23 protein-coding genes are annotated in these 26,998 nt (G+C 68.5%); 7 read left to right on the plus strand and 16 right to left on the minus strand.

Features of this window, described 5'->3' with window-relative positions:
• Positions 1 to 64 precede the first annotated feature (64 nt).
• Positions 65 to 403 (minus strand): P-II family nitrogen regulator, encoded by a 339-nt coding sequence (locus RM50_RS12705; protein ID WP_043453189.1) that lies wholly within the window; start codon positions 401 to 403, stop codon positions 65 to 67.
• Positions 400 to 1,755 (minus strand): ammonium transporter, encoded by a 1,356-nt coding sequence (locus RM50_RS12710; protein ID WP_043453190.1) that lies wholly within the window; start codon positions 1,753 to 1,755, stop codon positions 400 to 402. Before RM50_RS12710 ends, RM50_RS12705 begins: the two co-directional genes overlap by 4 nt.
• Before the next feature lie 226 nt (positions 1,756 to 1,981).
• On the opposite strand from RM50_RS12710, the gene RM50_RS12715 reads away from it, so the two are divergent.
• The gene (locus tag RM50_RS12715; protein WP_043453193.1) at positions 1,982 to 3,241 is read left to right on the plus strand and encodes an MFS transporter; all 1,260 of its coding nucleotides are present in this window, start codon (positions 1,982 to 1,984) and stop codon (positions 3,239 to 3,241) included.
• Here RM50_RS12715 and ftsY read toward each other — a convergent pair.
• Positions 3,234 to 4,439 (minus strand): signal recognition particle-docking protein FtsY, encoded by a 1,206-nt coding sequence (gene ftsY, locus RM50_RS12720; RefSeq protein WP_043453194.1) that lies wholly within the window; start codon positions 4,437 to 4,439, stop codon positions 3,234 to 3,236. The two genes, RM50_RS12715 and ftsY, sit on opposite strands and share 8 nt — an antisense overlap.
• A gap of 83 nt (positions 4,440 to 4,522) precedes the next feature.
• Positions 4,523 to 8,164: a chromosome segregation protein SMC gene (gene smc / locus RM50_RS12725; RefSeq protein WP_043453197.1), complete on the minus strand. Its 3,642-nt coding sequence runs from the start codon at positions 8,162 to 8,164 to the stop codon at positions 4,523 to 4,525.
• A 228-nt stretch (positions 8,165 to 8,392) separates the two neighbouring features.
• Between smc and RM50_RS12730 the strand changes: the two genes are divergently transcribed.
• From RM50_RS12730 to RM50_RS12740, 3 genes are read left to right on the plus strand one after another with little or no spacing between them, the layout of a single operon-like run.
• Positions 8,393 to 9,415 (plus strand): 3-oxoacyl-ACP synthase III, encoded by a 1,023-nt coding sequence (locus RM50_RS12730; RefSeq protein WP_205622262.1) that lies wholly within the window; start codon positions 8,393 to 8,395, stop codon positions 9,413 to 9,415.
• Positions 9,409 to 12,132 (plus strand): alpha/beta fold hydrolase, encoded by a 2,724-nt coding sequence (locus tag RM50_RS12735; RefSeq protein ID WP_043453202.1) that lies wholly within the window; start codon positions 9,409 to 9,411, stop codon positions 12,130 to 12,132. The genes RM50_RS12730 and RM50_RS12735 overlap by 7 nt, the downstream gene beginning before the upstream one ends.
• Entirely contained in the window at positions 12,129 to 13,100 is a 972-nt protein-coding gene (locus tag RM50_RS12740) for an NAD-dependent epimerase/dehydratase family protein (protein WP_043453542.1), read from the plus strand. The genes RM50_RS12735 and RM50_RS12740 overlap by 4 nt, the downstream gene beginning before the upstream one ends.
• A gap of 53 nt (positions 13,101 to 13,153) precedes the next feature.
• Here the strand turns inward: RM50_RS12740 and mutM are convergent, their stop codons facing one another.
• The 5 genes from mutM to coaD all read right to left on the minus strand — a co-directional run bounded on the left by mutM (position 13,154) and on the right by coaD (position 16,252).
• A complete protein-coding gene (gene mutM / locus RM50_RS12745) occupies positions 13,154 to 14,110 on the minus strand; it encodes a bifunctional DNA-formamidopyrimidine glycosylase/DNA-(apurinic or apyrimidinic site) lyase (protein WP_043453203.1) in 957 nt (318 codons plus the stop codon).
• Between the two features lie 5 nt (positions 14,111 to 14,115).
• Positions 14,116 to 14,844, minus strand: a complete 729-nt coding sequence (rnc, locus tag RM50_RS12750; protein ID WP_043453205.1) for a ribonuclease III — start codon at positions 14,842 to 14,844, stop codon at positions 14,116 to 14,118.
• A gap of 20 nt (positions 14,845 to 14,864) precedes the next feature.
• Complete coding sequence (rpmF, locus tag RM50_RS12755; RefSeq protein WP_009356569.1) at positions 14,865 to 15,068, minus strand: 50S ribosomal protein L32; 204 nt, start codon at positions 15,066 to 15,068, stop codon at positions 14,865 to 14,867.
• Positions 15,069 to 15,104: 36 nt separating this feature from the next.
• Entirely contained in the window at positions 15,105 to 15,629 is a 525-nt protein-coding gene (locus tag RM50_RS20405; protein ID WP_082007076.1) for a YceD family protein, read from the minus strand.
• A 122-nt stretch (positions 15,630 to 15,751) separates the two neighbouring features.
• Positions 15,752 to 16,252 (minus strand): pantetheine-phosphate adenylyltransferase, encoded by a 501-nt coding sequence (coaD, locus tag RM50_RS12770; RefSeq protein ID WP_043453210.1) that lies wholly within the window; start codon positions 16,250 to 16,252, stop codon positions 15,752 to 15,754.
• A 43-nt stretch (positions 16,253 to 16,295) separates the two neighbouring features.
• Here coaD and RM50_RS12775 point away from each other — a divergent pair, with 43 nt between their 5' ends.
• On the plus strand, positions 16,296 to 17,525 hold the full coding sequence (locus RM50_RS12775) for an aminotransferase class I/II-fold pyridoxal phosphate-dependent enzyme (protein ID WP_205622263.1): 1,230 nt from the start codon (positions 16,296 to 16,298) through the stop codon (positions 17,523 to 17,525).
• Positions 17,525 to 18,313, plus strand: a complete 789-nt coding sequence (locus tag RM50_RS12780; protein ID WP_167562167.1) for a spermidine synthase — start codon at positions 17,525 to 17,527, stop codon at positions 18,311 to 18,313. The genes RM50_RS12775 and RM50_RS12780 overlap by 1 nt, the downstream gene beginning before the upstream one ends.
• Here the strand turns inward: RM50_RS12780 and rsmD are convergent.
• The 4 genes from rsmD to thiL are packed head-to-tail and all read right to left on the minus strand — an operon-like array spanning position 18,305 to position 23,295.
• A complete protein-coding gene (gene rsmD / locus RM50_RS12785; protein WP_043453550.1) occupies positions 18,305 to 18,937 on the minus strand; it encodes a 16S rRNA (guanine(966)-N(2))-methyltransferase RsmD in 633 nt (210 codons plus the stop codon). The genes RM50_RS12780 and rsmD overlap by 9 nt on opposite strands.
• Before the next feature lie 42 nt (positions 18,938 to 18,979).
• Positions 18,980 to 21,250, minus strand: coding sequence for an ATP-dependent DNA helicase RecG (locus tag RM50_RS12790; protein ID WP_043453214.1), 2,271 nt, complete (start codon positions 21,248 to 21,250; stop codon positions 18,980 to 18,982).
• Positions 21,240 to 22,226: a DAK2 domain-containing protein gene (locus tag RM50_RS12795; RefSeq protein WP_043453215.1), complete on the minus strand. Its 987-nt coding sequence runs from the start codon at positions 22,224 to 22,226 to the stop codon at positions 21,240 to 21,242. Before RM50_RS12795 ends, RM50_RS12790 begins: the two co-directional genes overlap by 11 nt.
• A 22-nt stretch (positions 22,227 to 22,248) precedes the next feature.
• Complete coding sequence (thiL, locus tag RM50_RS12800) at positions 22,249 to 23,295, minus strand: thiamine-phosphate kinase (RefSeq protein WP_043453218.1); 1,047 nt, start codon at positions 23,293 to 23,295, stop codon at positions 22,249 to 22,251.
• Between the two features lie 69 nt (positions 23,296 to 23,364).
• Between thiL and RM50_RS12805 the strand changes: the two genes are divergently transcribed.
• A complete protein-coding gene (locus RM50_RS12805) occupies positions 23,365 to 23,868 on the plus strand; it encodes a DUF3515 domain-containing protein (protein WP_156133883.1) in 504 nt (167 codons plus the stop codon).
• Between the two features lie 159 nt (positions 23,869 to 24,027).
• Here RM50_RS12805 and RM50_RS12810 read toward each other — a convergent pair whose 3' ends face one another.
• Genes RM50_RS12810 through RM50_RS12820 form a run of 3 tightly spaced genes read right to left on the minus strand, consistent with a single transcriptional unit; the run spans position 24,028 to position 26,995 of the window.
• A complete protein-coding gene (locus tag RM50_RS12810; protein ID WP_043453221.1) occupies positions 24,028 to 25,176 on the minus strand; it encodes a D-alanine--D-alanine ligase family protein in 1,149 nt (382 codons plus the stop codon).
• A gap of 2 nt (positions 25,177 to 25,178) precedes the next feature.
• Positions 25,179 to 26,228, minus strand: a complete 1,050-nt coding sequence (locus tag RM50_RS12815; RefSeq protein ID WP_043453223.1) for an NAD(P)H-dependent glycerol-3-phosphate dehydrogenase — start codon at positions 26,226 to 26,228, stop codon at positions 25,179 to 25,181.
• Positions 26,225 to 26,995 (minus strand): lysophospholipid acyltransferase family protein, encoded by a 771-nt coding sequence (locus RM50_RS12820; protein ID WP_043453226.1) that lies wholly within the window; start codon positions 26,993 to 26,995, stop codon positions 26,225 to 26,227. Before RM50_RS12820 ends, RM50_RS12815 begins: the two co-directional genes overlap by 4 nt.
• Positions 26,996 to 26,998: the final 3 nt, after the last annotated feature.

Below are 26,998 nucleotides of genomic sequence, written 5' to 3' on the forward strand. Positions count from 1 at the left end.
GCCCCACCTGTCTTTTCTGCAGTTGCCCTTCAACCGCGAAGGCGGCCTTTGAGCCGGTGCCCGCCTAGATGGCGGCCACTCCCCGCTCCCCGGTCCGCACCCGGACTGCCTCATGGACGTCGATGGTCCAGACCTTGCCGTCACCGGCCCTGCCGGTGTTGGAGCTGGCGATGATCACGTCCAGGATGTCGTCTGCCTGCTCATCCGTGGCCAGCACCTCCACCCGGATCTTGGGCAGGAGGTCCACGTTGTATTCCGCTCCGCGGTAGACCTCGGTGTAGCCGCGCTGGCGGCCGTAGCCGCTGGCCGCGCTGACGGTCAGGCCCTGTACGCCGTAGGCTTCCAGTCCTTCACGGATCGCTTCGAGCTTTTCCGGCCTGACGATTGCAGTGATCAGTTTCATGCCCCCACGCTTTCCTTACCTGTTGCTGGCTGTGCCTTCTGTGCCCCCGCGGCCAGCTGGCCGGCCTCGTGGGACTGGCCCTTGCCGGTGATCATGTCGTGCAGCGGCTGGAAGCTTCCGCCGTGTCCGCTCACGCCGAACTCGTAGGCAGTCTCGGCGTGCAGGCTCAGGTCCACACCCACCGTTTCCTGTTCCTGCGAGACGCGGAAGCCCATGGTCTTGTGGATGGCCAGCGCGATGATGGTCGTCAGGACTGCGGAGTAGGCGATGGCGATGCCTGCCGCTGCAAGCTGTGCCCAGAGCTGCGTCAGTCCGCCGCCGTAGAAGAGGCCGCCGCCGACACCGTCAGTGGGCAGGGCGATGAAGCCCAGGGCCACGGTGCCGATGATGCCGGAGACGAGGTGGACGCCGACGACGTCCAGCGAGTCATCGAAGCCCCAGCGGAACTTCAGGCCGACTGCCAGGGCGGAGGCCACCCCGGCCACGACGCCCAGGCCCAGCGCGCCCACCGGGCTGACGTTGGCGCAGGCGGGGGTGATGGCCACCAGGCCTGCCACCACACCGGAGGCGGCACCCAGGGAAGTGGGGTGTCCGTCGCGGATGCGTTCAGTGACCAGCCAGCCGAGCATGGCTGCCGCCGGCGCTGCGAGGGTGTTGATCCAGATCAGGCCGCCCTGCTCAGCAGTGGTGGCCGCGCCGCCGTTGAAGCCGAACCAGCCGAACCACAGGATGGCTGCGCCGAGCATGACGAACGGGATGTTGTGCGGGCGGTGGTTCGGGTCCTTGCCGAAGCCCTTGCGGTTGCCGATGATCAGGACCAGGATCAGCGCCGCCACACCTGCGTTGATGTGGACCACGGTGCCGCCGGCGAAGTCGATGGCCGGGCCGAGGGCCTTGCCGATTGCGCCTTCAGGGCCGAAGAGGCCGCCGCCCCACACCATGTAGGCCAGAGGGCAGTACACCAGCGTCACCCAGATGGGGACGAAGACCGACCAGGCGCCGAACTTGGCGCGGTCGGCGATGGCGCCGCTGATCAGCGCCACGGTGATGATGGCGAAGGTGGCTGCGTAGCCCACCTTGATCAGGCCGTCGGGGGTGGTAATGCCCTCGAGGCCGAAAGTGGCGAACGGGTTGCCCACGATTTCCAGGAACCCTTCACCGGAGCTCATGGAGGCACCCCAGAGAACCCAGACCACACCCACCATGCCGATGGAGATGAAGCTCATCATCATCATGTTCAGGGCTGCTTTGGCGCGGGTCATGCCGCCGTAGAAAAATGCCAGACCGGGTGTCATGAACAGCACCAGGGCTGCCGCCACCATCACCCAAACGTGACCTGCGGTAAGTTCCATGGTGCACGTCCTCTCTCATCGAATCTTGCGGAGTACTCCGCCTGCCAACGCCTTTTTGCGTCCTGTAAAGAGTTTGTGGGTGGCGTGTTTCGCCCGCGGAGGATTTAGATTGCCGGCCTGTTACAACAACCTCTAGGAAGTAAATGGTGCATATCCGCCTTGTTACGGTTATGTTTCCGCACCCGCGCAGCCACCCGGCTACCCTTCCAGCAAGGACACCTGCACCATGACGGCACCACCCCGCGCAAGCGGCGCCACTTCCAGGTTTTTCGCCCGGCTCAGGCCGCAGCGGGAGAAGCTTCCGCGCGACATCAAGGTGATGCTGGCCGCGGCGTTCCTCATCGCGCTGGGATTCGGGCTTGTTGCACCCGTATTGCCGCAGTTCGCAACAACCTTTGGGGTGGGCAACACCGAGGCCGCCGTCATTGTGGCGATCTTCGCGTTCATGCGCCTGGCGTTCGCGCCCGCCGGCGGCGCCCTGATCGGCAAGCGCGGCGAACGGCCCGTCTACGTCGCCGGGCTCCTGATCGTCGCCGCGTCCACGGCGGCCTGCGCGTTCGCCCAGGACTACTGGCAGTTGCTGCTGTTCCGCGGCCTCGGCGGAGCGGGCTCGGTGATGTTCACGGTGGCATCGATGGCCCTGGTGGTGCGGCTGGCTCCGCCAAGGAGCAGGGGCCGCGTCTCGGGAGCGTACGCATCGGCGTTCCTGATCGGCAATGTGTGCGGGCCCATCGTGGGCGGGCTGCTGGCCGGCCTGGGGCTTCGCGTTCCGTTCCTTGCCTACGCAGCGGCCCTGCTCGTTGCCGCGTTCGTGGTGCAGACGCAGCTCAGCCACCAGCGCCGGGGCGGAGAGGAAGCAGCCGCCCGCGCGCCGGACATGCCCTTCCGGGAAGCACTGCACGCCGGAACCTACCGGTCGGCCCTCGCCTCGAGCTTTGCCAACGGGTGGGCCACCTTCGGTGTACGGATGGCCACGGTTCCCCTGTTCGCCGCGGCCGCCTTCGGGGCCGGCCCGCAGGCGGCGGGCCTGGCCCTGGCGGTGTTCGCCGCCGGCAACGCGGCCGCCCTCACGATGTCGGGGCGGCTGGCGGATTCGCTGGGCCGCAAGCCCATGATGATCTCGGGCCTGCTGGTGGCGGCCCTGGCAACGGCGGCGATCGGCGTGACCTCGGATCTGCCGTGGTTCCTGGCGGCGTCAACGCTTGCCGGGGTGGGCTCCGGGCTTTTCGGCCCCGCCCAGCAGGCTGCCGTCGCCGACGTCATCGGCAATGGCCGGTCCGGCGGCAAGGTGCTGGCGGTGTACCAGATGACGTCCGACGTCGGAGCGATCGTTGGGCCGCTCGTGGCGGGGATGCTGGCCGACGGGCTGGGGTTCGGCTGGGCTTTCGGCGTGACCGGCGGGATCATGCTGCTGGCCGCCGTCGGATGGCTTCCCACCCGCGAAACCCTGCGGACGGCCGCCAGCCAGCGCCCCACGGTCAGTTAAGCAGGGCGTCGACAAAGCCTTCGGTGTCGAACGGTGCAAGGTCGTCGGCGCCTTCACCCAGGCCGATGAGCTTGACCGGCACGCCCAGGGTTTTCTGGATGGCGACCACGATGCCGCCCTTGGCGGTTCCGTCCAGCTTGGTCAGGACGATGCCGGTGATGTTGACCACCTCGGAGAAGACCCGCGCCTGGTTCAGGCCGTTCTGCCCGGTGGTGGCATCCAGCACCAGCAGGACCTCGTCCACCTCGGCCAGCTTCTCCACCACGCGTTTGACCTTGCCCAGTTCATCCATCAGGCCCACTTTGTTCTGCAGCCGGCCTGCGGTGTCAATCATGACCACGTCGACTTCCTGCTCGATGCCGGCCTTCACGGCCTCGTAGGCGACGGAGGCGGGGTCGGCGCCGTCGATATCCGACTTCACGGTGAGAACGCCCACCCGCTGGCCCCAGGTGGCCAGCTGTTCGGCCGCAGCCGCGCGGAAGGTGTCTGCGGCGCCCAGCAGGACGTCCTTGTCCTCGGCCACCAGCACACGGGCCAGCTTGCCCACGGTGGTGGTCTTGCCCACACCGTTCACGCCCACCACCATCATCACGGCGGGCTTGTCGGCGTGGCGGGTGACGTTGAGGCTGCGGTCCATGGTGGGGTCAACGAGCTTGATGAGTTCTTCGCGCAGCATCGCCTTGACGTGTTCCGGCGTCCGGGTGCCCAGTACCTTGACCCGCTCGCGAAGCGCGTCCACCAGCTGCATGGTGGGCTCGGTGCCCAGGTCCGCGAGCAGGAGCGTTTCCTCCACCTCGTCCCAGACGCTCTCGTCGATCCGGTCGCTGGACAGCAGGGCCAGCAGGCCCTTGCCCATGATGTTGTTGGAGCGGACCAGCCGTTCGCGGAGGCGGGTGAGGCGGCCTGCCACCGGCAGGGGCGTCTCGACCGGAATGGTTTCCAGTCCGGCAGCATCGTCCGGGACCGTGGTGGTGTCGAGTCCCTCAAGGTCGGCGTAGCCGGGGGCCTTCCGCTCCAGGGTTTCATCCCTGTCCGCCACGGCAGTGCTCCCGCCGGAACGGATCTCGGGGTCGTTGGCGTCCCGGGTTCCGGGGTACCGGGTGATGTTCCTCCGCGTCTTGAGCAGGACCGGAATCAGCCCGCCGATGACCACCAGGGCAGCAAGAATGGACAGGACAATGGGAAGGATGTCATTCACTCCCCTAGCTTCTCACAAACGGCTGCGCCGCTTCCGGCCGCCGCAAGGCAGCTGACCTGCCCCGATGCGGGCAGGGGCGATGGCTACGCCTCCACGCCCAGGCGCTGGCTGATCACGGTGGAGACGCCGTCGCCGCGCATGGTGACCCCGTAGAGCGCGTCCGCAACTTCCATGGTGCGCTTCTGGTGGGTGATCACGATGAGCTGGCTGGACTCCCTGAGCTCCTCAAAGATGGTGATCAGCCGGCCCAGGTTGGTGTCGTCCAGGGCCGCCTCCACCTCGTCCATCACGTAGAACGGCGACGGCCGGGCCTTGAAGATCGCCACCAGCAGCGCCACCGCGGTCAGGGACCGCTCGCCGCCGGAGAGCAGGGACAGCCGCTTGATCTTTTTGCCTGCGGGACGGGCTTCCACTTCGATCCCGGTGGTCAGCATGTCCGAAGGGTCGGTCAGGACCAGGCGGCCCTCGCCACCTGGAAAGAGCCGCTCAAAAACCCGGATGAACTGGGCCTGGGTGTCCTCGAATGCTTCGGCGAAGACCCGCTGGACCCGGTCATCCACCTCTTTGATGATGTCCAGCAGGTCCCGGCGGCTGGCTTTCAGGTCCTCCAGCTGCGTGCTGAGGAACTGGTGGCGTTCCTCGAGCGCGGCAAACTCCTCCAAAGCCAGCGGGTTGACTTTGCCCAGGCTGGCGAGGTCCCGTTCTGCCTTCCGCAGCCGCTTTTCCTGTTCCTGCCGGACGTAGGGCTTTCCGTCCCTGATGTCCTGGCCGTCGGCGTCGACGGGGGCGCGCAGGGCTGCCCATTTGTCGCCGGACTCCTCCACGGGAACGGGAACCGGTACGTGCGGCCCGAATTCGTCGACCAGTGCTTCGGGGCTGATGCCGAGTTCGTCCACGGCGCGGGTTTCCACCGCCTCTATCCTGGCCCGCTGCTGCGCCCGCGCCAGTTCATCCCGGTGCACGTTGTCCGTAAGGTCTGCCAGTTCCCGGGCCAGGGCGTCGTTGGCTTCCCGGATCTGCCGCAGGCCGCGGTCACGCCGTTCGCGGTTTTCCTCGGCCAGGTCCCGCTCGTGCCGGGCAAGGTCAACGGAAACGTCCACGTAGCCCAGGGCCACGTCCACACCGGCGGAAACGGCCGCCGCGCGGCGGGCCTGGATGGCACGCCGGCGGGCCCGCTCCGCCGCTTCCTCCCGGGCCCGGCGCTCGGTGGCGGCGGCGCGTTCCAGGGACGCCACCCTGTTCCTGGTTGCCACCTGCTGCTCTTCGGCGCTGCGCAGCGACAGGCGCGCCTCCACCTCGGCCGCGCGGGCGGCGGAAGCCGCCTTGGCCAGGGCATCACGCTGTTCGGTGGAGGGCTCCTCTTCCTCGGGGGCTTCCTGTGCGGCCGCCAGCCGGGCGGTGACCGCGGCGAGCGCTTCCTCCTCCGACGCTACGTTGTGTTCCGCCCGGGACAGGGACGCCTCCAGCCGTTCACTCTCACCGACGGCGCTGCGCAGGACGGAGTTGAGGTGGCCAAGGCGTTCCGCCACGGCGGCGAGGCGGGCATCTGATTCATGCAGCCTGTCCAGGGCGGCGTCCGCTGCCTCCTGCGCGTCCGTACGCCGGGCCTCGGCGGCGGCCAGGGCGAACCTGTTCCGCTCCAGGTCCGCTGTGACCCCTGAAAGCCCGCGTTCGGCGTCGTCCACTGCCGCCTGCACCTCCAGCAGCGAGGGTGCCTTGGCCGAGCCGCCGGCGGCAGACAGTGCGGTGAAAACGTCCCCTTCCCGGGTGACGGCCCGAAGCGCAGGCAGCGAGGCCACAAGCTCTGCGGCGGCGTCGATGCCCGTGACGACGGCGGTCCCGGAGAGCAGATGCCTGACCAGCGGAAGGTGCGCCTCAGGCCCGTCCACCAGGTCGGCCGCCCATTGGGCCCCGTTCGGCAGCAGGGCTACGTCCGGCAACCGGGCGTCTTCCGGCGACGGCGCACGGCCGGCCGGCTGTGCCTGGCCAGTGCCGCTCCCGTGGCCCGCTGCCGGTGCGGCGAGCAGCAGCGCCGCCCGCCCGGCGTCGTCATCCTTGAGCCGACGCAGCACTGTTACTGCCGCGTCCGGATCTTCCACGAGGACTGCCTCGGACGCCTCCCCCAGCGCCGCGGCAATGGCGGCCTCATACCCTCCCTGCACGGTGATCGCGGCTGCAAGGCTTCCCTGGACCCCCGGCAGTCCGGACTCCAGCACATGCCGGGCGCCATCCTTGCGGTCCAGGCCGAGCTTCAGCGCTTCGAGGCGGGCTGCAAGGGCGTCCCGTTTCCGGACCCCTTCATTGACGGCTGCCTTGAGCCGGGCAATATCCGCAAGCACCGCATCCAGGACTTCGCTGGCGGCCTCGTAGTCGGCGTCGAGGGATTCTTCCCCTTCCTCCACCCCGGCGACCTGGTTTTCCAGGGCCGTGAACTCTGCCTGGGCACGGGCGCGGCGGTCCGCGCCCGCGGCGAGGGATTCGCGCAGCCGTCCCAGTTCGGCCTGGGCAGACTCCACGCGGGATCTGGCCGCACCGACCTGTCCGGCCAGCCGTGCCATGCCTTCGCGCCGGTCTGCCGCGGCACGGAGCCGGGCCGTGAGCCGCCTGTCCTCCTCCGAGGCAGCCTGTTCCGCTGCCGCCTTGGCGGCGCTGGCCGCTTCCAGGGTGCCGCGCCTGGCCTGGATGTCCTGCTCAAGCCCGGCCAGTTCCTGCCGCACCCTGGCCGCCTGGCGTTCAAGCTGCTCGGGATCCCTGCCCGGGGGCGGCGCCGCATCCTCGGAGCCGAGCAACCGGCTGCGTTCGCTGGCCAGGGAGCCCAGGGAACGCAGCCGCTCGCGGGCCGTGGAGAGCCGGTACCAGGTGTCCCGGGCCGCGTTGAGCCGGGGGGTGGCCTCCGCTGCCAGCTGTTCCAGGGCGGCCTGCTGCCGGCGGCCCGCTTCGAGTTCCTGCTCGACGGCGGCGCGCCGGGCCTTGAGCGCTGCTTCGTCCGCCACGTCCTGCTCCAGTGCGCCACGCAGCTGGACAAGGTCGTCGGCCAGGAGGCGGGCGCGGGCATCCCGGACGTCGAACTGGACGCGCTGGGCGCGCCGGGCCACCTCCGCCTGCTTGCCCAGGGGCGTGAGCTGGCGGCGGATCTCCGCCGTGAGGTCGGTGAGGCGCTGGAGGTTGGCCTGCATCGCCTCCAGCTTCCTGACCGTCCGCTCCTTGCGCCGGCGGTGCTTAAGGATCCCCGCGGCTTCCTCGATGAAGCCGCGGCGGTCCTCCGGCGTGGCGTGCAGGACCCGATCCAGCTGGCCCTGGCCCACAATGACGTGCATTTCCCGGCCGAGCCCGGAGTCGGAAAGGAGTTCCTGGATGTCGAGGAGCCTGCAGCCGGCGCCGTTGATGGCATATTCGGAGCCGCCGCTCCTGAACAGTGTCCGGGAAATGGTGACTTCGCTGTACTCGATGGGAAGGGCGCCGTCGGTGTTGTCGATGGTCAGCGAAACGTGGGCGCGTCCCAAAGGGGGCCGCCCGGACGTCCCGGCAAAAATGACATCCTCCATCTTGCCGCCGCGCAGGGTCTTGGCCCCCTGCTCCCCCATGACCCAGGCCAGGGCGTCCACGACGTTGGACTTCCCGGATCCGTTGGGACCGACGACGGCGGTGACGCCGGGTTCGAAGTCGAACGTGGTGGCAGACGCAAACGACTTGAACCCCCGGACGGTGAGGCTTTTGAGGTGCAAGGCTTTTCTGGTCTCCTGGAGCGGGTTGGGCACATTGCTGGATCCGGCTCACTACAATCTACTGCGCAGGACCGACATTTCCCCGCAGCAGCGCCCGGGGCAGGTTCCGGCGCGACGCCTGGATATGCGGGTTACGGCGTGGCAAAGGCATAGTTAAGCTCTTGGGCCTGCGTTTAAGTGGGTACAGTCACCGCATGAATGCGGGACGGAAACGAAGAGGGGCTTGAATTGGCAGGTAATGCAACCTTCCGCCACAGCAACACCGCGCTGCTCTCGGTGAGCAGCGTCGAAGCTCCCAGGATTGTGAGCTCCACCGATTTTGACCGCCGGCTGGCGTCAACCCTGCAGCGGCTGAAGTTTCCGCCGCGGCTGCTGGAACGCGTCGCGGGCATCACGCACCGCCGCTGGTGGGCTGCCGGAACGTCATTCGACGACGCCGCGGTGGAAGCAGGCGCCAAGGCCCTGGCCGAGGCCGGCATCGAAGCGTCGGACGTGGGACTGCTGATCAACACCTCGGTGACGCGGCGCAACCTCGAACCGTCCGTTGCGGTCAAGATCCACCACGGCCTCGGCCTGCCGTCGTCGGCGATGAACTTCGACCTCGCCAACGCCTGCCTGGGATTCGTAAACGCCCTGACGCTGGCAGCCAACATGATCGATTCCGGGCAGATCAGGTACGCCGTCATCGTCAATGGCGAAGACGCCCAGCTGACCCAGGAGGCCACCCTGGCCCGGCTGCAGCGGCCGGAAACCACCCGCGACGACTTTAACCGCGAATTTGCCACCCTGACACTGGGGTCCGGTGCTGCCGCGGCCGTCCTGGGACCCGCCGACGAGCACCCGGGGGCACACCGGGTGGTGGGCGGCGTGATGCGCGCCGGCACCGAGCACCATGAGCTGTGCGTGGGCGGCATCGACGGCATGCACACCGACACGAAGGGACTGCTCGACGGCGGCCTGCAGCTGGTGGTGGATGCCTGGCATGAAGCCCAGCCCGAGTGGAACTGGACGGCCATGGACCGCTACGTCACGCACCAGGTCAGCAATGCGTACACGCAGGCCATCATCGATGCGATCGACCTGGACCCGGCGAAGGTGCCCATCACCTTCCCGCACTGGGGCAACGTGGGACCCGCGTCGCTGCCCATGACGCTCGCCGCCGAATCACAGTCCCTCGGGGCCGGGGACCGCGTCCTGTGCATGGGCGTCGGTTCCGGCCTGAACACTGCCATGCTGGAAATCGTTTGGTGATCGCCGACTGGCCCGGCGTTGCCGCCGAATGGTCACGTGAGATCGATGTACCCTCCACATCGCCTGCCGATGCCCCCGGCTCGGTGCGCCGCTGGCACCTGCTGGACAACGGGGCGAACCTCGCCCGGCAGGGCCTGGCACCCGCCGGGACGCTGCTGTGCGTGCACGGCAACCCCACCTGGTCCTACCTGTGGCGGACCCTGCTGGCCGCCGGATGCGATCCCGCCCATCCCTGGCGGGTGGTGGCGGTGGACCAGCTGGACATGGGCTTTTCGGAGCGCACCGGCACCTTCCGGCGCCTCGCGGACAGGATCAACGACCTGGGCGACCTCACCGCTGCGCTCGGCCTGGACGGGCCCGTGGTCACCGTGGGCCACGACTGGGGCGGCGTGATCAGCCTCGGCTGGGCTTTGGCGCACCAGGAGCAGCTGGCGGGCGTGGTGCTGACCAACACCGCCGTCCACCAGCCAGCCGGTGCCGCCATCCCGCCGGCGCTCCGCCTTGCCCTGCATCCTGCGGTGCACCGGTGGGGCACCACGACGTCGGACGCCTTCCTCCGGGTGACGCACTCGCTGGCCCATCCGCCGCTGCCGGCGGATGTCAGGAGCGCCTACATGGCGCCGTACCGCGACGCTTCGCGCCGGACCGGGGTGGGCAACTTCGTGGCAGATATCCCGGTGGACGCCACGCACCCCAGTTTTGCCGCACTCAACGCCGTGGCGGACGGGCTGCACGGGCTTACGGTCCCTGCCCTGATGCTCTGGGGCCCGCGGGACCCCATCTTCTCCGAGCGGTACCTGAAAGACCTCCTCACCCGGCTCCCGCACGCCGCCGTGCACCGCTACGAAGGCGCCGGACACCTGGTGGCCGAGGACCGGGACATCGCCACGGCTGTTTTCGACTGGCTGGCCGCGGAGGTTACAGGAAGTGTTGAAGATTCCGGGGGTGCGGCCCAGGCCCCCGGCGCCCCGCCCCTGGCCACGGCTCCGGAGGCCGGACAGGCCGCATCCCCGGCTCCCGGCTTCCGGCCCCTTTGGGCGCACCTTCGTGAACGGGCAGCCGGAGCCTCAAGAGGTGAGCAGGCCGTCGTCGAAATGGCTGACGACGGGACCATAGCCCGCTCCCTGACCTGGACGCAGCTGGAAGAGGACGTTGACCGCCTCGCAGCAGGTCTGCGGACGGCGGGAGCAGGGCCGGGAACCCGCGTCAGCCTGATGGTTCCGCCGGGGGTGGACCTCACTGTTGCCCTGTACGCCTGCCTGCGGCTGGGAGCGGTGGTGGTGGTGGCTGACGCCGGCCTGGGCACCCGCGGCCTGAGCCGTGCGGTCAAGGGCGCCACCCCCGACTTCCTGATCGGCATCGACAAGGCCCTTGTTGCTGCCCGGGCCCTGGGATGGGCAGCAAGGCGGATCAGCGTCCGGGACCTGCCGGCCGCCCGCCGCAGACTCCTGGGCGTGGAGACCTCCCTCGAAGCCCTGTCCCGGGCCGGTGCAGCTGCCGGGAAGGGCGATGCGGCCGGTGCAGGTGCCACAGAATGCAAGGATCCGGACTCCCCCGCCGCGGTCCTCTTCACGTCCGGGTCCACCGGGCCTGCCAAGGGTGTGCTGTACAGCCACCGGCAACTCGCCGCAATGCGGGACACCGTGGCGGCAACCTTCGGCCTCCACCCCGGGCACCGCCTGGTGGCCGGCTTTGCGCCTTTCGCCCTGCTGGGCCCGGCACTCGGTACGGTCTCCGTGACACCGGCCATGGACGTCACTGCGCCACGCACCCTTACCGCGCGTGCCCTGGCGGACGCGGCGGCAGCCATCGATGCAACAGCGGTCTTCGCCTCCCCGGCTGCGCTGCGGAACGTCGTGGATACCCGGGCCGGCCTCACCACCGGCGGCGCAGCAGCACTCGAGCGCATCGGGCTGCTCCTCTCCGCCGGGGCCCCGGTTCCGGAGCGGCTCCTTGCAGAGGTGCAGCTGCTGATGCCGTCGGCTTCGCTGCACACCCCCTACGGGATGACCGAGGCCCTCCCCATCACGGACATCAGCTATGGGCAAATCCAGGCCGCTGCGGCGGACGCCGCCGCCGGAACCGTGCCAGGAGCAGGCAACGGTGTGTGCGTGGGCAAGCCCGTCCACGGCGCCCGCGCGGCGGTCATTCCGCTGGCTCCGGACGGCACGGCGCCCGGTACGGTGCCGGTCACCGGGGCCGGGGTCACCGGCGAAATTTTAGTCAGCGCGCCGCACGTCAAAGAGGCCTACGACCGGTTGTGGCTGACGGAACAGCTCAGCGCCGGCCTGGCAGGGTGGCACCGCACCGGCGACGTGGGACATTTCGACGCCGAAGGGAGGCTGTGGGTGGAGGGCCGCCTTGGGCATGTCATCACCGCTCCAGGTGCCGTAGTCACCCCCGTAGGCGCCGAGCAGGCGATCGAACGCCTCGACGTGGTGCGCATGGCCGGGATCGTGGGGGTGGGACCGGCCGGCACGCAGGCGGTCGCCGCCGTCGTCGAGACCCTTCCCCCGGCACGCAAAGCCGGCCCTGCCGGCCCCGAGCTGGCAGGACAGGTGCGCGACGCCGCCCGTGCCGCGGGCGTCGCCGTGGCGGCTGTCCTGGTGGTGCCCGCCCAGCCCACCGATATCCGCCACAACGCGAAGATCGACAGGGCACGGCTGGCCCGGTGGGCCTCTGCCACGCTGGCCGGCGGCCGGGCGGGCACTCCGTGAGGTTCCTGGTCACCGGCGCCAGCGGACTGCTGGGCCGGGCAGTCGCAGGACTCCTGGTGGTCAGGGGCCACGCCGTCACCACGCTCCAGCGGCGTCCCTCGGGAGTAGTCGGCGCTGTGGACCGCTGCGGCTCCCTCTCCGACACTGCCGCGGTCGCCGAAGCCGTCCGCGACGCGGAGGCGGTCATCCATCTGGCTGCCAAAGTCTCCTTCACGGGCCGGGCCGCGGAATTCGACGAGGTGAACGTCCAGGGGACGCGGGGCCTGCTTAAAGCCGCGCGCGGGGCCGGGGTCCGGGACGTTGTGTTCGTGTCCTCCCCCTCGGTGGCCAACTCCGGCGCCGCCATCGCCGGACGGGATGCTGAGCCAGCTGACCCTGTGCATGCCCACGGTGACTATTCCCGGACCAAGGCCGAGGCGGAACTGCTGGCCCTGGCCGCGGATGCCCCGGACTTCCGCGTGGCGGCGGTCCGGCCGCATGTGGTGTGGGGCCCCGGGGATACCCAGCTGGTGGAGCGGGTGCTGGCCCGCGCCGCCAGGAAACGGCTTCCGCTGCTGGACGCCGGCGCTGCCCTGATCGACACCACGTACGTGGACAACGCGGCCTCGGCAATCGTTGCCGCGTTGGACCGGATGGAGCATATCCACGGCCAGGCGCTGGTTGTCACCAACGGCGAACCGAGGCCGGTGGGCGAACTGATCGCAGGAATCTGCGCGGCCGGCGGCGTTCCCGCGCCCTCGTGGTCCGTGCCGGGAAAGGTTGCCCGGCTCGCGGGAACCGTGGTGGAAAAGGCATGGCTGAGGCTGGGCAAGCAGGACGAACCGCCCATGACCAGGTTCCTGGCCGAGCAGCTCTCCACGGCCCACTGGTTCGACCAGCGCCGCACCCGGCAGCTCCTGGACTGGACGCCCGCCGTGTCGATCGACGAAGGACTGGCCCGGCTGGCCGCCCACTACCGTTCCCGGTAACCCAACCGGCGGGGCTGGCCGGGCCCACTCCCTGACCTACCGGCTGGAGGGCGCTACCAGCGGCCGTTGCGGGGCCGCGGCTGGCACACCGGGCAGGTGTGGGACGAGCGGTTCATGAACTGTTCCCTGCGGATGACCGAGTGGATGCCGGCTTCAGCACAGCGCCGGCAGGGCTCACCCTGGCGGCCGTAGGCATTCAGGGACCGGTCGAAGTAGCCGGAGGCACCGTTGACGTTGACGTACAGGGAATCGAAGCTGGTTCCACCCGCTGCAAGGGCGTCAAGCATGACATCGCGCGTGCTGTCGAGGACCCGCTGGGCCTCACCGCGGCGCAGGGTGTCGGTGGCGCGGGCGTAGTGCAGCCGGGCGCGCCAGAGGGCTTCGTCCGCGTAGATGTTACCGATCCCCGAGACAAGGCCCTGGTCCAGCAGCGCGCGCTTCAGACCGGTCCGCCGCTTGCGCAGGCGCTGGTAGAAGAGGTCGAAGGAGAAGGCCGGGTCAAGGGGGTCCCGCGCGATGTGTGCCGCTTCCTCCGCGATCAGGGGCAGCGGCGATTCGGCGAGTCCGCCGGGACCGCCATCGTCCGTGGGAACCATGGCAGTGACGAACAGGCCGCCAAAGATCCGCTGGTCCACGAACCGCAGCTGCTCCGGCATGCCTTTCCGGGGACTGAGCCGGAACCGGACTTTGAGGTGCTTTTCGTCGGGAACCCCGGGGTCCTGCATCAACAGCTGGCCGCTCATGCCCAGATGGGCCATGAGTGCCACGTGCGGGGTGCCGGAGGTGCGGCCGGCTTGCGTGTTGTCCAGCAGCGGCAGCCACAGGAATTTGCCCCGGCGCACGACGTCGGCCACGGTGGCGCCCTGGAGGTTGCCGATGAAGTCTTCGGTGCCAAGGGCGTGGCGCCGGATCGAGCGTGGATCAAGGACCTCGACGGACGTGATGGTCCGCCCGCGGACCCAGTTGACCAGGCCCCGGCGCACCACTTCGACCTCGGGCAGTTCAGGCACGGGCGCTACTTGGCGGCAACGGAGCCCGTGGAGGGGCTGGCGGCGTCCTGGGCCGAAGTCCCGGTCAGGACCCGCCAGGCGTCCGCAGCCGCTTCCTGTTCCGCTTCCTTCTTCGAGTGGCCGGAGCCCCTGCCGTACGCCGTGCCGCCGATGTTGAGGACGGCCGTGAAGGTGCGGGCATGGTCAGGTCCGGAGCCGTCCACCGCGTAGTGAATGCTGCCCAGCTGCCTGCTGGCCGCGAGTTCCTGGATGCTGGTCTTCCAGTCGGTGCCGGCGCCCAGGACTGCGGCGTCCTTCAGCAGCGGTCCGATCAGCCGCATGACCAGCTGGCGGGCGGTTTCAATGTCGTTGGAGACATAGGTTGCCCCGATGAGGGCTTCCATGGTGTCGGCGAGGATCGAGGCCTTGTTCTTCCCGTGGGTCAGCTTTTCGCCCTGGCCCAGATAGATGTACTCGCCAATGCCCAGGCTCCGGCCGATGCCCGCCAGGGCACGCGTACTGACGACGGCGGAGCGCCGCTTGGCCAGTTCACCTTCAGGCAGATCCGGGTTGTCCCGGTACAAGGCATCGGTGACGGAGAAGCCCAGGATGGAGTCGCCCAGGAATTCAAGGCGCTCGTTGGTGGGAATGCCGCCGTTCTCGTACGCGTACGAGCGGTGGGTAAGCGCAAGACGAAGCGTCCCGGCGTCAATAGAGACACCGAGACGCTTCAGAAGCTCTTCAGTTGAAGACATCAGTCAGCCTGTGGGGCCGATTAGACGTCAGCGACCTTGCGGCCCTTGTACTCAAGGAACAGCGCGGTGCCAGCAGAGTCGGTAACGACCTTTGCCTGGTGCGGCAGGCTGTAGGTGACCTGGCCGTTCTCAACGGTCTTCACCAGGTGGGGGGCGGTCGCCTTCCACTGCGAGCGGCGGGCGCGGGTATTCGAGCGAGACATTTTCCGCTTGGGAACAGCCACGGCTAACTCATTTCTCTCTAGACAAACACGTACAAATCAATTTTGCCGGTCAGGCTTAGCCATATCAGCTAGGGCAGCCCAGCGAGGATCCAGGACCTCGTGGTGGTGCCCCGGCTCGTCTTCCAGGCGTACTCCGCATTCGGAGCAAAGGCCCTGGCAGTCTTCCCGGCACACCGGCTGGAACGGCAGATTGGTGACAACCGCGTCCCGCAACACCGGTTCAAGATCGATTACATCGTGCTCGACTCGACGTTGCTCTTCATCTTCTTCTCCGTCCGAGAGCTCAGCGCCCTCGTAGAAGAAAAGTTCTTGCACATTGACCTCGAGGTCATACGCAAGGGGATCCAGGCATCGGCCGCATTCGCCGGTTACTTCGGCGACCACGGTACCTGATACCAGAATTCCTTCGTGTACGGCCTCCAGCCTCAGATCCAGCTCGACATCCGAGCCTTCCTGAACACCAATGAGCGCCACACCAAGATCACCCGGTGCGGGTACATGTTCCTTCAGTGTCCGCATGCTTCCCGGGCTGCGCCCGAGGTCCTTGACGTCGAACGCCAGGGGCGAACCAGCATCTCTGTTAATGAGAACTCCTGTTGAACATATGACCGACGTACCATCTTAGCCCGAAGAGCCACAGGGACTCAAACCGGCACGAGGCAGCGCCGAAGTACCGATCCAGCCTACCGTCTTGGCTGCTGATCCTGCGAAGGCTCGCCGGTGGCCATGCGCCGGTGCACCGACCGGGGGACGTAGTCCGACACGCTGCCGCCAAGCACCGCGACCTCCTTGATGAGGGTGGAGGACAGGTGCAGGTAGCTTGCCTCCGCCGGAAGGAAGACGGTTTCAACGCCGCTCAGCTGCCGGTTCATGGTGGCCATGGGCAGTTCATAGTCAAAGTCGGACGACGAGCGGAGCCCCTTGACGATGGCGGACACGCCGCGCTGGCGGCAGTACTCGGCCAGGAGCCCTTCTCCCACCGGTTCCACCACGATTCCCTTGAGCGATGCCAAGGTTTCACGCGCCATCTCCAGCCGCTCCTCGAGGCTGAACATGTACTTCTTGGCGTAGTTGGTGGAGATGGCGACGATGACCTCGTCAAAAAGACCGGCGGCCCGCGCAATGACTTCGAGATGGCCGTTGTGGATGGGGTCGAAGGAACCGGGGCACACAGCGCGTCTCATGCTCCGAACCTACCGCATCGAAAGGCCGGGATACCATGACTGGATGCATCCACCACGGGAACTTTCCACGCCCCTGGCACCTGCTCCCTGGCAGCGAACGGCGCTCGGAGCCAACCTCCTGGCACCCGACGGCGGGCTGGGGGTCACCATCTTCGAAGAGATGACCACGCTGGCTGTCCAGACCGGCGCCATCAACCTCGGACAGGGCTTCCCGGATGAGGACGGCCCGGCAGAAATCCGTGAGGCCGCACGGGCCGCCATCGCGGCCGGTGCCAACCAGTATGCGCCCGGCAAGGGCCTGCCCGAACTCCGGGAAGCCGTGTCGGCACACCAGGAGCGCTTCTACGGGCTCACTCCGGACCCCGCGGCCGGTGTCATCATCACCACGGGGGCCACCGAGGCCATCGCGGCTTCACTCCTGGCGTTCACCGGCCCGGGCGACGAGGTCCTGACATTCGAACCGTTCTACGACTCCTACGGCGCAGTCATCGGGCTCTCCGGCGCGTCCCATACCACCGTGCCGCTCGCCGCCCCCGACTTCATGCCGGACCCGGCGGCCCTGGAAGCGGCCTTTACTGAACGGACCAAAGTGGTCCTGCTGAACAACCCGCACAATCCCACCGGCGCCGTGTTCCCGCCGGCCATCCTGCAGCGCGTGGTCGACCTCGCTGCCCGGCACGGCAGCATCATCATCACCGACGAGGTGTACGAGCACCTTACGTTCGGCGTGGCCCACACTCCCGTGGCCACCCTTCCCGGCGCCGCCGCCCGCACCCTCACCATCTCGTCCGCCGGCAAGACCTTCTCCCTGACCGGATGGAAGGTCGGCTGGCTGAGCGGACCGGAAGAGCTGGTGGCGGCCGTCCGGACGGTGAAGCAGTTCCTCACCTACAGCTCGGGCACCCCCTTCCAGGCAGCGATCGCCAAGGGGCTGGCACTGCCGGACGCGTTCTATACGGGCATCGCCGCAACTCTGCAGCAGAAGCGCGACATCCTCAGCGCCGGGCTCCGTGCCGCGGGTTTTGACGTGTTCACGCCGCAGGGAACCTACTTCGTCAACGTGGATACCGCACCGCTGGGCATCACCGACGCCCTGGACCTGGCGAGGCGCCTGCCGGCGCTGGTGGGGGTCGCCGCCATCCCCGTTCCTGTCTTCTGCCATCCGGAGGGCGCCGAACGGACACGAAGCCTCCTCCGGTTTGCCTTCTGCAAGAAGACGGAAGTCCTGGAGGAAGCCGCCTCCCGGCTGGCCACCCTGCGCGGCCGGCTCTGATGCCCGCCGCCAGCGGGTTGCCGGCCAGCCGGTTCCTGCGGACCACCGGCCAGCACGCCACGATCGAACCCGACGCCTTTACCGATGGCGGCTACGTCCTCAGCATCGGTGGCGCTGAACAGTCACACGTCAACCTTGACCGGCCGGAAGACATCTTCTACGAGTACCTGCGAAGGATCGGGCACCTCGTGGACTTCGTGTCCCCGCCCGGGGAGCCGATCAGGGCGCTCCACCTCGGCGCCGGTGCACTGACGCTCGCCCGGTACGTCCAGGCCACCCGACCCGGCTCTGTCCAATACGCGGTGGAATTGGAACGCGAGCTGCTCGACTTCGTCCTCCGGCACCTTCCCATGCCGAAGGGCACCGACCTGACCACGATCATCGGTGACGCGCGCGCAGCCCTCGGAGAGCTTCACGCTGACGCTCCGTTCGACGTCGTCATCCTGGACATCTTCTCCGGCCCGGACGCGCCCGCCCACATTGCCGAACGCGGGTTCTACCGTGAGGCACGTGAGCGCCTGGCTCCCCACGGCCTGCTGATCGTCAATGTGGGCGACGAAGCGGCGCTCACACTGGTCCGCAGCCAGGTGGCGGCCATGCGCGGGGCCATGGCGGACGTGGCAGCCTTCGCGGAGGCCGGCATGTTCGAGGGCAGGTACCCGGGCAACATCATCCTCGTGGGGACGCAGGGCCCGTGGCCGGAATCCTGGACAGCTGACCTTACCGCCCGTGGCCCCCATCCTGCCCGGGTCCTCGCCGGAGTGGACCTGGACCCCTTCTCAGGCTAGGCCCCCGGCGTCCGGCCCCGGAGCATCGGCAAGGTCATCGGGAGCAATCGCATCGGGCACGGCCGGTTCGGCGAACCACAACCGGGTTTCGCCGTACTTTTTCTCCGCAAACCGTGCCATCCCTTCCGGCCATCCCGGTTCCGGGGAGCGGGACGAGCGTTCCACCACCACCACTGCGCCCGGGGCCAGGTGGGCGGCCAGCTTCTGCAGCACCGCGGACAGCGGCCCGTCCTCCAGCGGGTAGGGCGGGTCGAGGAAGACCAGGTCCCAGGCTGCGTCCGGGGCGGCACGGTCAAGGAAGGGCTCGACCCTGGAACGGTGCACGGTGACGGTCTTGCGGCCCAGGACGCCATTGATGAGGTCGGCGTTGCGCTGGCACACGGCACTGGCTTTGGCGTCGGATTCCACCAGGTCCACGGTCCGCGCGCCCCGGCTGCCGCTTTCCACCCCAAGGGCACCTGAGCCTGCATAAAGGTCCAGCACCCGGGAGTCCGCGACGACGTCGAAGGCGTCAAGGCGGGAAAAGAGCGCTTCCTTGACGCGGTCGGTGGTGGGCCTGGTCAGGGACCCCGGGACAGCGGCCAGCGTGGTTCCGCCGCCCGCGCCGGCGATGATCCGGGTCACCGCACCCACCGCAATCCGGGCGCGTCCGCCGCGCTGTTGTTGCTAACCGCGTTCAAGGAACGCCTCCTTCTCGGGGTTGAGGTACTTCTCAATCGCATCGGCGAGTTCCAGGTGGCCGGACAGCAAGGGATCGCCGCCGACGATGGCCTGTGCGTCGTCCCGGGCCCGGGCAATCACGTCCTCGTGGTCCAGGACCCGCAGCAGTTTCAGGGTGGAGCGTCCGCCCGATTGGGAGGCGCCCAGGATGTCGCCCTCGCGCCGCAGCTTGAGGTCCTCCTGGGAAAGGACGAAGCCGTCGGTGGTGGCGGCGACGGCGTCCAGCCTGCGGCGGCTTGGATGCCCGGGGTCGAGGGCGGTCACCAGCAGGCAGGTTCCGGGCAGTCCCCCGCGCCCCACCCGGCCGCGCAGCTGGTGCAGCTGGGAGATACCGAACCTGTCGGCGTCGAGGATGACCATCAGGGTGGCATTGTGCACGTCCACCCCCACTTCGATCACCGTGGTGGACACCAGGAGCTTGACCTCGTTGGCGGTGAACCCCGCCATGGTCTCCGTTTTCAGGTCCGGATCCTGGCGCCCGTGGAGCGGGGCCAGCGGAACACCGGCCAGTGATGGTTCGGCCAGCAGGTGTTCGACGACGGCGGTGACCGACGCGAGCTCCCGCCCCTCTTCGGCGTCCGCGCCCGGAGGTGCCGCTTCCCCCGGACTGAAGTCGCCGTCGTCGTCCGTCCCAATCTTGGGACAGACGACGTACACCTGGTGGCCGGCGTCGATCTCTTCCCGTGCGCGCGCCCAGATCCGCGCCGCCCACGCAGGGTTTTCGGCCAGCCCGACGAGATGGGTGGTGATGGGCGCCCTGCCCTTGGGCAGTTCATCGAGGGTGGAGGTTTCAAGGTCGCCAAACACGGTCATGGCCACCGTGCGGGGAATGGGCGTGGCGGTCATGACCAGCAGGTGGGGAGGCTTCCTGGCCTTGGCCCTGAGGGCATCGCGCTGTTCCACGCCGAAGCGGTGCTGTTCGTCCACCACGATCAGGCCGAGGTCGTAGAAGGACACGTTGTCGCTGAGCAGCGCGTGGGTGCCGATGATGATTCCGGCAGTCCCGGAGGCGGCGTCGAGCATGGCCTGTTTACGTGCAGCAGTTGGCATGGACCCGGTCAGCAGGGTGACCTGGACGGAAGGGCCGTTGCCGCCGGCCAGGCCGCCCAGGAGTCCGTCGCTGGACAGCGGTCCCAGCGTGCGGCGGATGGAATCGTAGTGCTGGGCTGCGAGGACTTCGGTGGGGGCAAGGAGGGCGGCCTGTCCGCCGGCGTCCACCACCTGCAGCATTGCCCGCAGCGCCACGACCGTCTTGCCGGAACCCACTTCACCCTGCAGCAGGCGGTTCATGGGGGTATCCTGCGCGAGTTCCCCGGCCAGGGTCCTGCCGACGGCGGCCTGGCCGGCCGTGAGCGTGAAGGGCAGGTTCCGGTCGAACGCGGCCAGGATCCCGTCACCGACCGGGCGCCGGGCAGTGGCCTCCTCCGCGGCAAGCTGGGCCCGCCGCCTGGCGAGGGCGGACTGGAGCACCAATGCTTCCTGGTAACGGAACCGGTCCCGCGCGCGCTTCCAGTCCGACGGCGTTTCAGGCGCATGGATGAGCCGGTAGGCGTCCGCCACGGGCAGGAAGCCTTCCCTGGCGGCCACGGCCGGCGGAACCGGGTCCGGCAACGAGCCGAGGTCCAGGGTCTCGAGCAGGGTGCCGATCACCTTCTGGATTCTCCAGGAGGGCAGCTTCGCCGTCGCCGGATACACCGGAATCGGCATCGCGGCCAGCTTCTCCGGGTCGCCGCTGCCGTGGACGAAGGGGTCCTCGTCCAGGACCTGGAAGTCCGGGTTGGTGAGGCCCAGCTGGCCCTTGAAGCTGGTGACCTTGCCCGAGAACAGGGCGCGGCGCCCCTGCAGCAGCTCGTTCTTGGCCTTGAATCCATTGAAGAAGCTGATTTTGAGGGTGCCGGGCACTTTGCCGTGGAAGTCCCGGCCGCCCACCAGCCGGAGCCCCTGCTGCCCGTCGTCGTCGGACACGATGACGTCGGTGATGGTGCCGCGGCGCGCCTGCATGCTCCGGGTGCTGCTGGACAGCACGCGGGCGATGAGGGTGACTTCCTCGTTAAGTGGCAGTTCGCTGATGGCAGTCAGTTCGCCCCGCAGAAGGTAACGGCGGGGAAAGTAGGTCAGCAGTCCCTCAACGGTGGTGATGCCGAGGTGTTTCTCGATGACCGCGGCGGAACGTTTTCCGATCCGCCGTTCCAGGGCCAGGTCCAGCTCAGCGTTCATGCCCGCCGGAGTTCACTGCATCGGCATCCGGGTCGCGCGGCAGGGCCAGTTCACTGATGCTGATCTGGGCCGGCTCGCCGATGGACCGGATGGTGTCCACGGCCTGGCCGGGCTCCGGGACGTGGACATGGACGCGCCACCGGTAGTTGCCTTCGGGGTCCGGGCCGCTGCCTACCTGGCTCATGATGACGGACTCACCGATCTCGTCCAGGCGCTGCCGGAGGGTAGCCGCGTTCAGCGGCGAGAGGCTGATGGTGCACATGACTTCCACGCCGTCATCGTCCGGCAGCGTGGTGTGGATGTGGGGGTCGGAGACGTCGTAGCCGTGCAGGCCATCCAGGAGTTCGTTCTGAAGTTCCTCGCCGAGGACCGCGGAGCGGAGGCAGTCGAGGATCAGGAGCATACCCACGCCCCCAGCATCGACCACATGGGCGGACTGCAGCGCGTCCAGCTGTTCTTCCGTGTGGATCACGGCGGCCAGGGCCCCCTCCACTGCTGCATCCAGGGCCAGCCCCAGCGCGTGGTTGCTGTCATCGCCGTCCTGCCCGGCGTCGACCGCTGCCGCGGCACGGGCGGCCGCCTCCATGACCGAAAGCATGGTTCCGGGAACGGGATCGCTCAGGGCTGACCAGGCCCGGATCTGGGCGCGGTTCAGCGCCGCCGAGAGGAGCGTGGACGTCAGCCGGGTGTGCCCGGCCAACGGTTCGGCGGCAGCGCACAGGAACACCGAAAACAGCGTTCCCGAGTTTCCCCGCGCTTCCTCCATGGCCGCCTGTCCGGCGATGGCGAGGACTTCGCCGACGTCAACGGGAGCGGGCTGGTCGTCGCCGAACACCAGTGAACGGGCGGCGGCGCGGACCGTGAGGTAGAGGTTGGTGCCGGTATCGCCGTCGGCCACGGGAAAGATGTTGATGGCGTTGAGCCGGTCACTGTGGTTCCCCAGGGCAGTTTCCGCCTTGCCCAGCCACCTCTTCATCGCCAGCGCGTTGGCGGCAACCTTAGTGTGCAAAGTGATCCCATCCCCCGGTGTCCGCGGGCCGGCCCGCCATCAGGACACCCGGGCCGTCGTCGGTACCGAATGCATGTATCGAGCCTATCGCAGTGAATCCGGGTGGCAGCTGAACGCCGGCAGGGAATGTGGCAAGCAGGCCGTGGTCCTCGCCTCCGCCCAGCACCCACTGCCCGGCATCCGCGCCCAGCAGGTCCGCTGCCGGAGCCAGGCGGGCAGCCAGCTGTTCCAGCCGGCCGGGGTCGAGCGCCACCATGACGTTGCTGGCCTGTGCCAGCCGGCGGCCGTCGCGCAGGAGCCCGTCCGATATGTCGAGCATGGCCGTGGCGCCTGCCGCACGCGCTTCGGGGCCGGCATCCAATGGGGGCCGCGGGCGGGACTGCAGGTCCAAGAAGACACGCTCCGCGGGGCCGAGGCTGTCCACCGGAACGTCAGACTCCAGCAGGGCGAGGCCGGCCGCTGCGTGGCCGGCTGTTCCGGCCAGCGCCAAGGTATCCCCCGCCCGGGCTCCGGAGCGCAGGACCGGACTGCCGCCGTCGAGCGTTCCCAGCACCGCGACCGTCACCGAAATTTCGCTTCCCCGGCCAAGGTCCCCGCCCGCGACCGAGCACTGCGTTGCCCCCAGACCGCGGATCGCCGCCGTCAATCCATCCGCGAGATCCTCCACCCACTTCACCGGGGTGTCGACGGGAAGGGTCAGGCTGACCACCATCGACGTGGCCCGCGCCCCCATGGCGTTGATGTCGCTCAGGTTCTGCGCGGCAGCCTTCCACCCGACGTCGAAGCCCGTGGTGCGGTAGCCGTTGGGCCACTGGAGACGGAAATCCTGGTCCTGGACCTGGGTGTCGATGCTGATGAGGGTCCGGCCATCCGGGGCTGCCACGATGGCTGCGTCATCCCCGGGCCCGAGCAGGGTGCTGGAGGTGTGGGACTCCGCCATGCGGAGGCGCGGGAAGATCCGGGCCAGCAGGTCTGCTTCGGACAGGCCGGCAATGGTGGGCTGGCGGTCAACGCGGTTACGGAGGTCTTCTGGCACGCCACTACGCTACCGCGCCGGACCGACATCGTGTCCGTGCGGGGACCGCGGCGGCGATAGGCTGGAACCATGCACCATCCCCACCTGCCCCTGTCCGCCCGTGCCGCCAGGATGGCGATGGTGGGGGGACTCGCCGCCCTCTCCTTGACTGCCTGCTCCGCAGCGGTGGACGTCACCGCCGCCAAGGACGCCGCCAATCCGGCCTGCGCGCCCATGATGGTGGCCCTTCCCGACGCGATCGGCGATTCGAAACTGCGCAAGACCAACAGCCAGGCAACCGCGGCCTGGGGCGATCCGTCGCTTGTCATCCTGCGCTGCGGCGTCAATGTGCCCGGGCCGACGACTGACCGGTGTGTCACCGTCAACGGCGTCGACTGGGTGATCAAGGAAGGCGACCCGGTCTGGACGCTGACCACCTACGGCCGGGAACCGGCCACGGAAATCCTGATGGACCCGGACAAGATCAGTTCCGCAACCGTACTGGCGGATCTGGCAGCAGCAGCCGCCAAGGTCCCTTCCGTGCGGAACTGCGTGGGCCAGGAAGACCTGCAGAACCTGCCGCAAAGCCAGTAGGTTTCGACAGGCTCAACCACCGGCTCAATCACCGGTGGGTGGGCCCACGCCGGCGGGGTTCCCTGGCCGAAGCGAAGCGAGGTTAGGGCGCCGGTGGGTGGGCCCACGCCGGCGGGGTTCCCTGGCCGAAGCGAAGCGAGGTTAGGGCGCCGGTGGGGATTAGCGGAGCCCGGTCTTGCGGTGCAGCGCGAGGTAGATGAGTTCGTCGATCAGTTCGGCGTAGCCCAGCCCTGAGGCTGCCCACATCTGCGGGTACATGCTCTTGGGCGTGAAGCCGGGCATGGTGTTGATCTCGTTGATGATCAGCTCGCCCTCGGGCGTGTAGAAGAAGTCCACCCGGCTCAGGCCCTCCGCGCCCACGGCGTCGAAGGCGGCGGCGGCCAGTTCCCGGACCCTCGCGATGGCTTCCGCGGGAATGTCCGCCGGGCAGCTCAGGGATGCGGCATCGTCCTCAACGTACTTGGCGTTGAAGTCGTAGAACTCATGCGTTCCGCCGGCTACCGAGATCTCACCGGGCATGGACGTCCGGGGCGCATCGGTGCCCCTCCCCTCCAGGACGGCGCACTCGATTTCGCGTCCGACGATCCCGGCCTCGATGACGAGCTTGAGGTCGTGGCGGCGGGCTTCCTCGATGGCGGCGTCCAGCTCCTCCAGGGAATCCACCTTGGAGATGCCCATCGACGAGCCGGCACGCGCCGGCTTGACGAAGACGGGGAACCCCAGCCGGTCCACCTGCTTCCGGACAGCTTCCGGGTCCTTTTGCCACTGCCGGTCGGTCACGGCCACGTAGGGTCCAACATGCAGCCCCGCGGCTTCGAAGACCACCTTCATGTAGTGCTTGTCCATGCCGATGGCGGAGGCCAGGACCCCCGCGCCGACATAGCGGGTATCCGAGAGCTCGAGCAGGCCCTGGATGGTGCCGTCCTCGCCGAAGGGGCCGTGCAGGAGCGGAAAGACAACGTCGACGGCGCCCAGTTCCTGCGGCACCTGGTTGGGCGATGCCACGATCAGCTGGTGCTCGCCGCCGATCTCCGCCAGGGTGACGGTCTCTGATGACGGCACGACTTCGGGAAGCGAGGATGCCGCGAGGGACCACTGGGCGGTTTCGGCGGGCGCGAGGACCCACTGTCCGGTCTTGGCGATCCCGATGGGGATCACCTCGTATTTCTCCTTGTTGATGGCGCCCAGCACGCCGGCTGCGGTGACGCAGCTGACGGCATGCTCACTGGAGCGGCCGCCAAAAAGTACGGCTACGCGCGGTTTCCTGGTGGTGGCCGTTTCCCGGGTGGTGGCTTCGTCGTGGGACATGGTCAGTAATCGCCTTCAGGTTTCAATTCCCGGGACAGCAGGACGGGCCCCAGTTGGTCAACGGACAGTTTGCCTGCCAGCACCGCGACAACAGCGGCAGTGATGGGCATTTCGACGCCGAGCTTGCCGGCAAGTTCGTGGACGGCCTGGCCTGACTTGATGCCTTCGGCAGTCTGGGTCATCTTCCGGCCCACCTCCTCCAGCGTCAGGCCCTGGCCGAGGAGCCTGCCGGCCGTATGGTTGCGCGACAGCGCGGACGAGCAGGTGGCCACGAGGTCGCCGAGCCCGGCGAGTCCGGCCATGGTCTTGGCCTCGCCGCCCAGTGCCAGCGCCAGGCGCGACGTTTCGGCCAGGCCCCTGGTGATGACGGAGGCCTTGGTGTTGTCCCCCATCTCCTTGCCTTCGCAAATGCCCACTGCCAGGGCGATGACGTTCTTTACGATGCCGCCGATTTCGACGCCGACAACGTCAGCTGTGGTGTACGGCCGGAAGTAGGGTGCGGTGCAGCTCCGGGCCAGCCACCCGGCGGTGGCCGGATCCGTGCAGGCAACCACCGATGCGGTGGGCTCCTCGCGGGCAATTTCCATGGCGAGGTTGGGACCGGACACCACGGCGATGCGGTCCGGCGGGAGGTTGAGTTCCTCGCTGATCACCTCGCTCATCCGGGCGTCGGTCCCGAGCTCAAGGCCCTTCATCAGGGAGACGACGACTGCTCCGGGGGCGATCATGTCCTTCCATTCCCGCAGCTGCGGGCGCAGGGACTGGGCCGGAACGGCAAGCACCACCAGGTCGGCTCCGGCAAGGACGCTGCGCACGTCTGTGGACGCCGTGATGCTCCCCGGCAGGACGATGTCCTTCAGGTAATCGCTGTTGCGGTGGCTGGCGTTGATTTCGTCCACCACTTCGGCCCGCCGGCCCCACAGCCTGATGCTGCGTTCGGCGCCGGTGGCAATCGCGGCGTCGGCTAGGATCTTGGCGAACGTGGTCCCCCACGACCCCGCGCCGAGGACGGCCACGGTGCGGGCCGCTCCCGGCTTTGCGTCAGCGGTCACTGGGCTTCCGTTCCGGTGCCTGGCTTCTGTCCGCGGTCCACGAAGCGGCCGTGCTTGGCCTGCTGCTGCTTCGCCGGGTCCCAGCGCTCCGCGGGGGGCTGCGCGCCGCGCAGGCCGGCAAGGAGGCTGGTGATGGCATCCATGATCACTTCGGTGGCCTCGGTCAGCGTCGCCTTGTCCAGCGGGCGCCCGCGGAAGGCGCTCAGGTCCACCGGATCGCCCACCACGACGCGGGACCGTTTCCGGGGAAACAGATGGAATGACTTGCCGTACCGCGGGAACACCTCGTGCGCACCCCAGTGCGCGATGGGAACCACGGGGATGTCGCCTTCGAGGGCCAGCCGGGCAGCCCCGGTGTGGCCCTTCATCGGCCACAGGTCCGGGTCGCGGGTCAGCGTGCCCTCCGGGTAGATGATGATCGCGCCGCCCTCAGCCACGATCTCCTGGGCCACCTGCAGCGACCGGTTGGCGCCCGCCGTCGAGCGTTCCACGGGCACCTGCTTGGTGGCGCGCAGGAGCGCACCCAGGCCGGGGACCTTGAACAGCGCAGCCTTCGCCAGGAAGTGCGGGGCGCGCTTCTGGTTGTACAGCATGTGCCCCACCACGAGGGGGTCGATCTCGGTGCAGTGGTTGGGGGCGGCGATGAAGCCGCCGGCGGGAAGCTTTTCGGTGCCTTCCCAGGTCTTGGACATCATGAGGTTCAGCAGCGGCCGGGCGATGCCGGCGATGAACACAAATGTGGCCCTGCTCTTGGCCGATTCCTTCACGGT

The organism is Pseudarthrobacter phenanthrenivorans (genome assembly GCF_000813845.1).
GTDB classification, from domain to species: domain Bacteria; phylum Actinomycetota; class Actinomycetes; order Actinomycetales; family Micrococcaceae; genus Arthrobacter; species Arthrobacter phenanthrenivorans_B.

Bases quoted from the DNA above. Each gene is read 5' to 3' on its own strand.
- RM50_RS12810 (WP_043453221.1), bottom strand. From the start codon at position 25,176: ATGTCCCACGACGAAGCCACCACCCGGGAAACGGCCACCACCAGGAAA.
- RM50_RS12795 (WP_043453215.1), bottom strand. From the start codon at position 22,226: ATGAAGAGGTGGCTGGGCAAGGCGGAAACTGCCCTGGGGAACCACAGT.
- RM50_RS12705 (WP_043453189.1), bottom strand. From the start codon at position 403: ATGAAACTGATCACTGCAATCGTCAGGCCGGAAAAGCTCGAAGCGATC.
- RM50_RS12715 (WP_043453193.1), top strand. From the start codon at position 1,982: ATGACGGCACCACCCCGCGCAAGCGGCGCCACTTCCAGGTTTTTCGCC.
- RM50_RS12775 (WP_205622263.1), top strand. From the start codon at position 16,296: ATGCATCCACCACGGGAACTTTCCACGCCCCTGGCACCTGCTCCCTGG.
- RM50_RS12780 (WP_167562167.1), top strand. From the start codon at position 17,525: ATGCCCGCCGCCAGCGGGTTGCCGGCCAGCCGGTTCCTGCGGACCACC.
- RM50_RS12790 (WP_043453214.1), bottom strand. From the start codon at position 21,250: ATGAACGCTGAGCTGGACCTGGCCCTGGAACGGCGGATCGGAAAACGT.
- coaD (WP_043453210.1), bottom strand. From the start codon at position 16,252: ATGAGACGCGCTGTGTGCCCCGGTTCCTTCGACCCCATCCACAACGGC.
- RM50_RS12805 (WP_156133883.1), top strand. From the start codon at position 23,365: ATGCACCATCCCCACCTGCCCCTGTCCGCCCGTGCCGCCAGGATGGCG.
- RM50_RS12710 (WP_043453190.1), bottom strand. From the start codon at position 1,755: ATGGAACTTACCGCAGGTCACGTTTGGGTGATGGTGGCGGCAGCCCTG.
- rnc (WP_043453205.1), bottom strand. From the start codon at position 14,844: ATGTCTTCAACTGAAGAGCTTCTGAAGCGTCTCGGTGTCTCTATTGAC.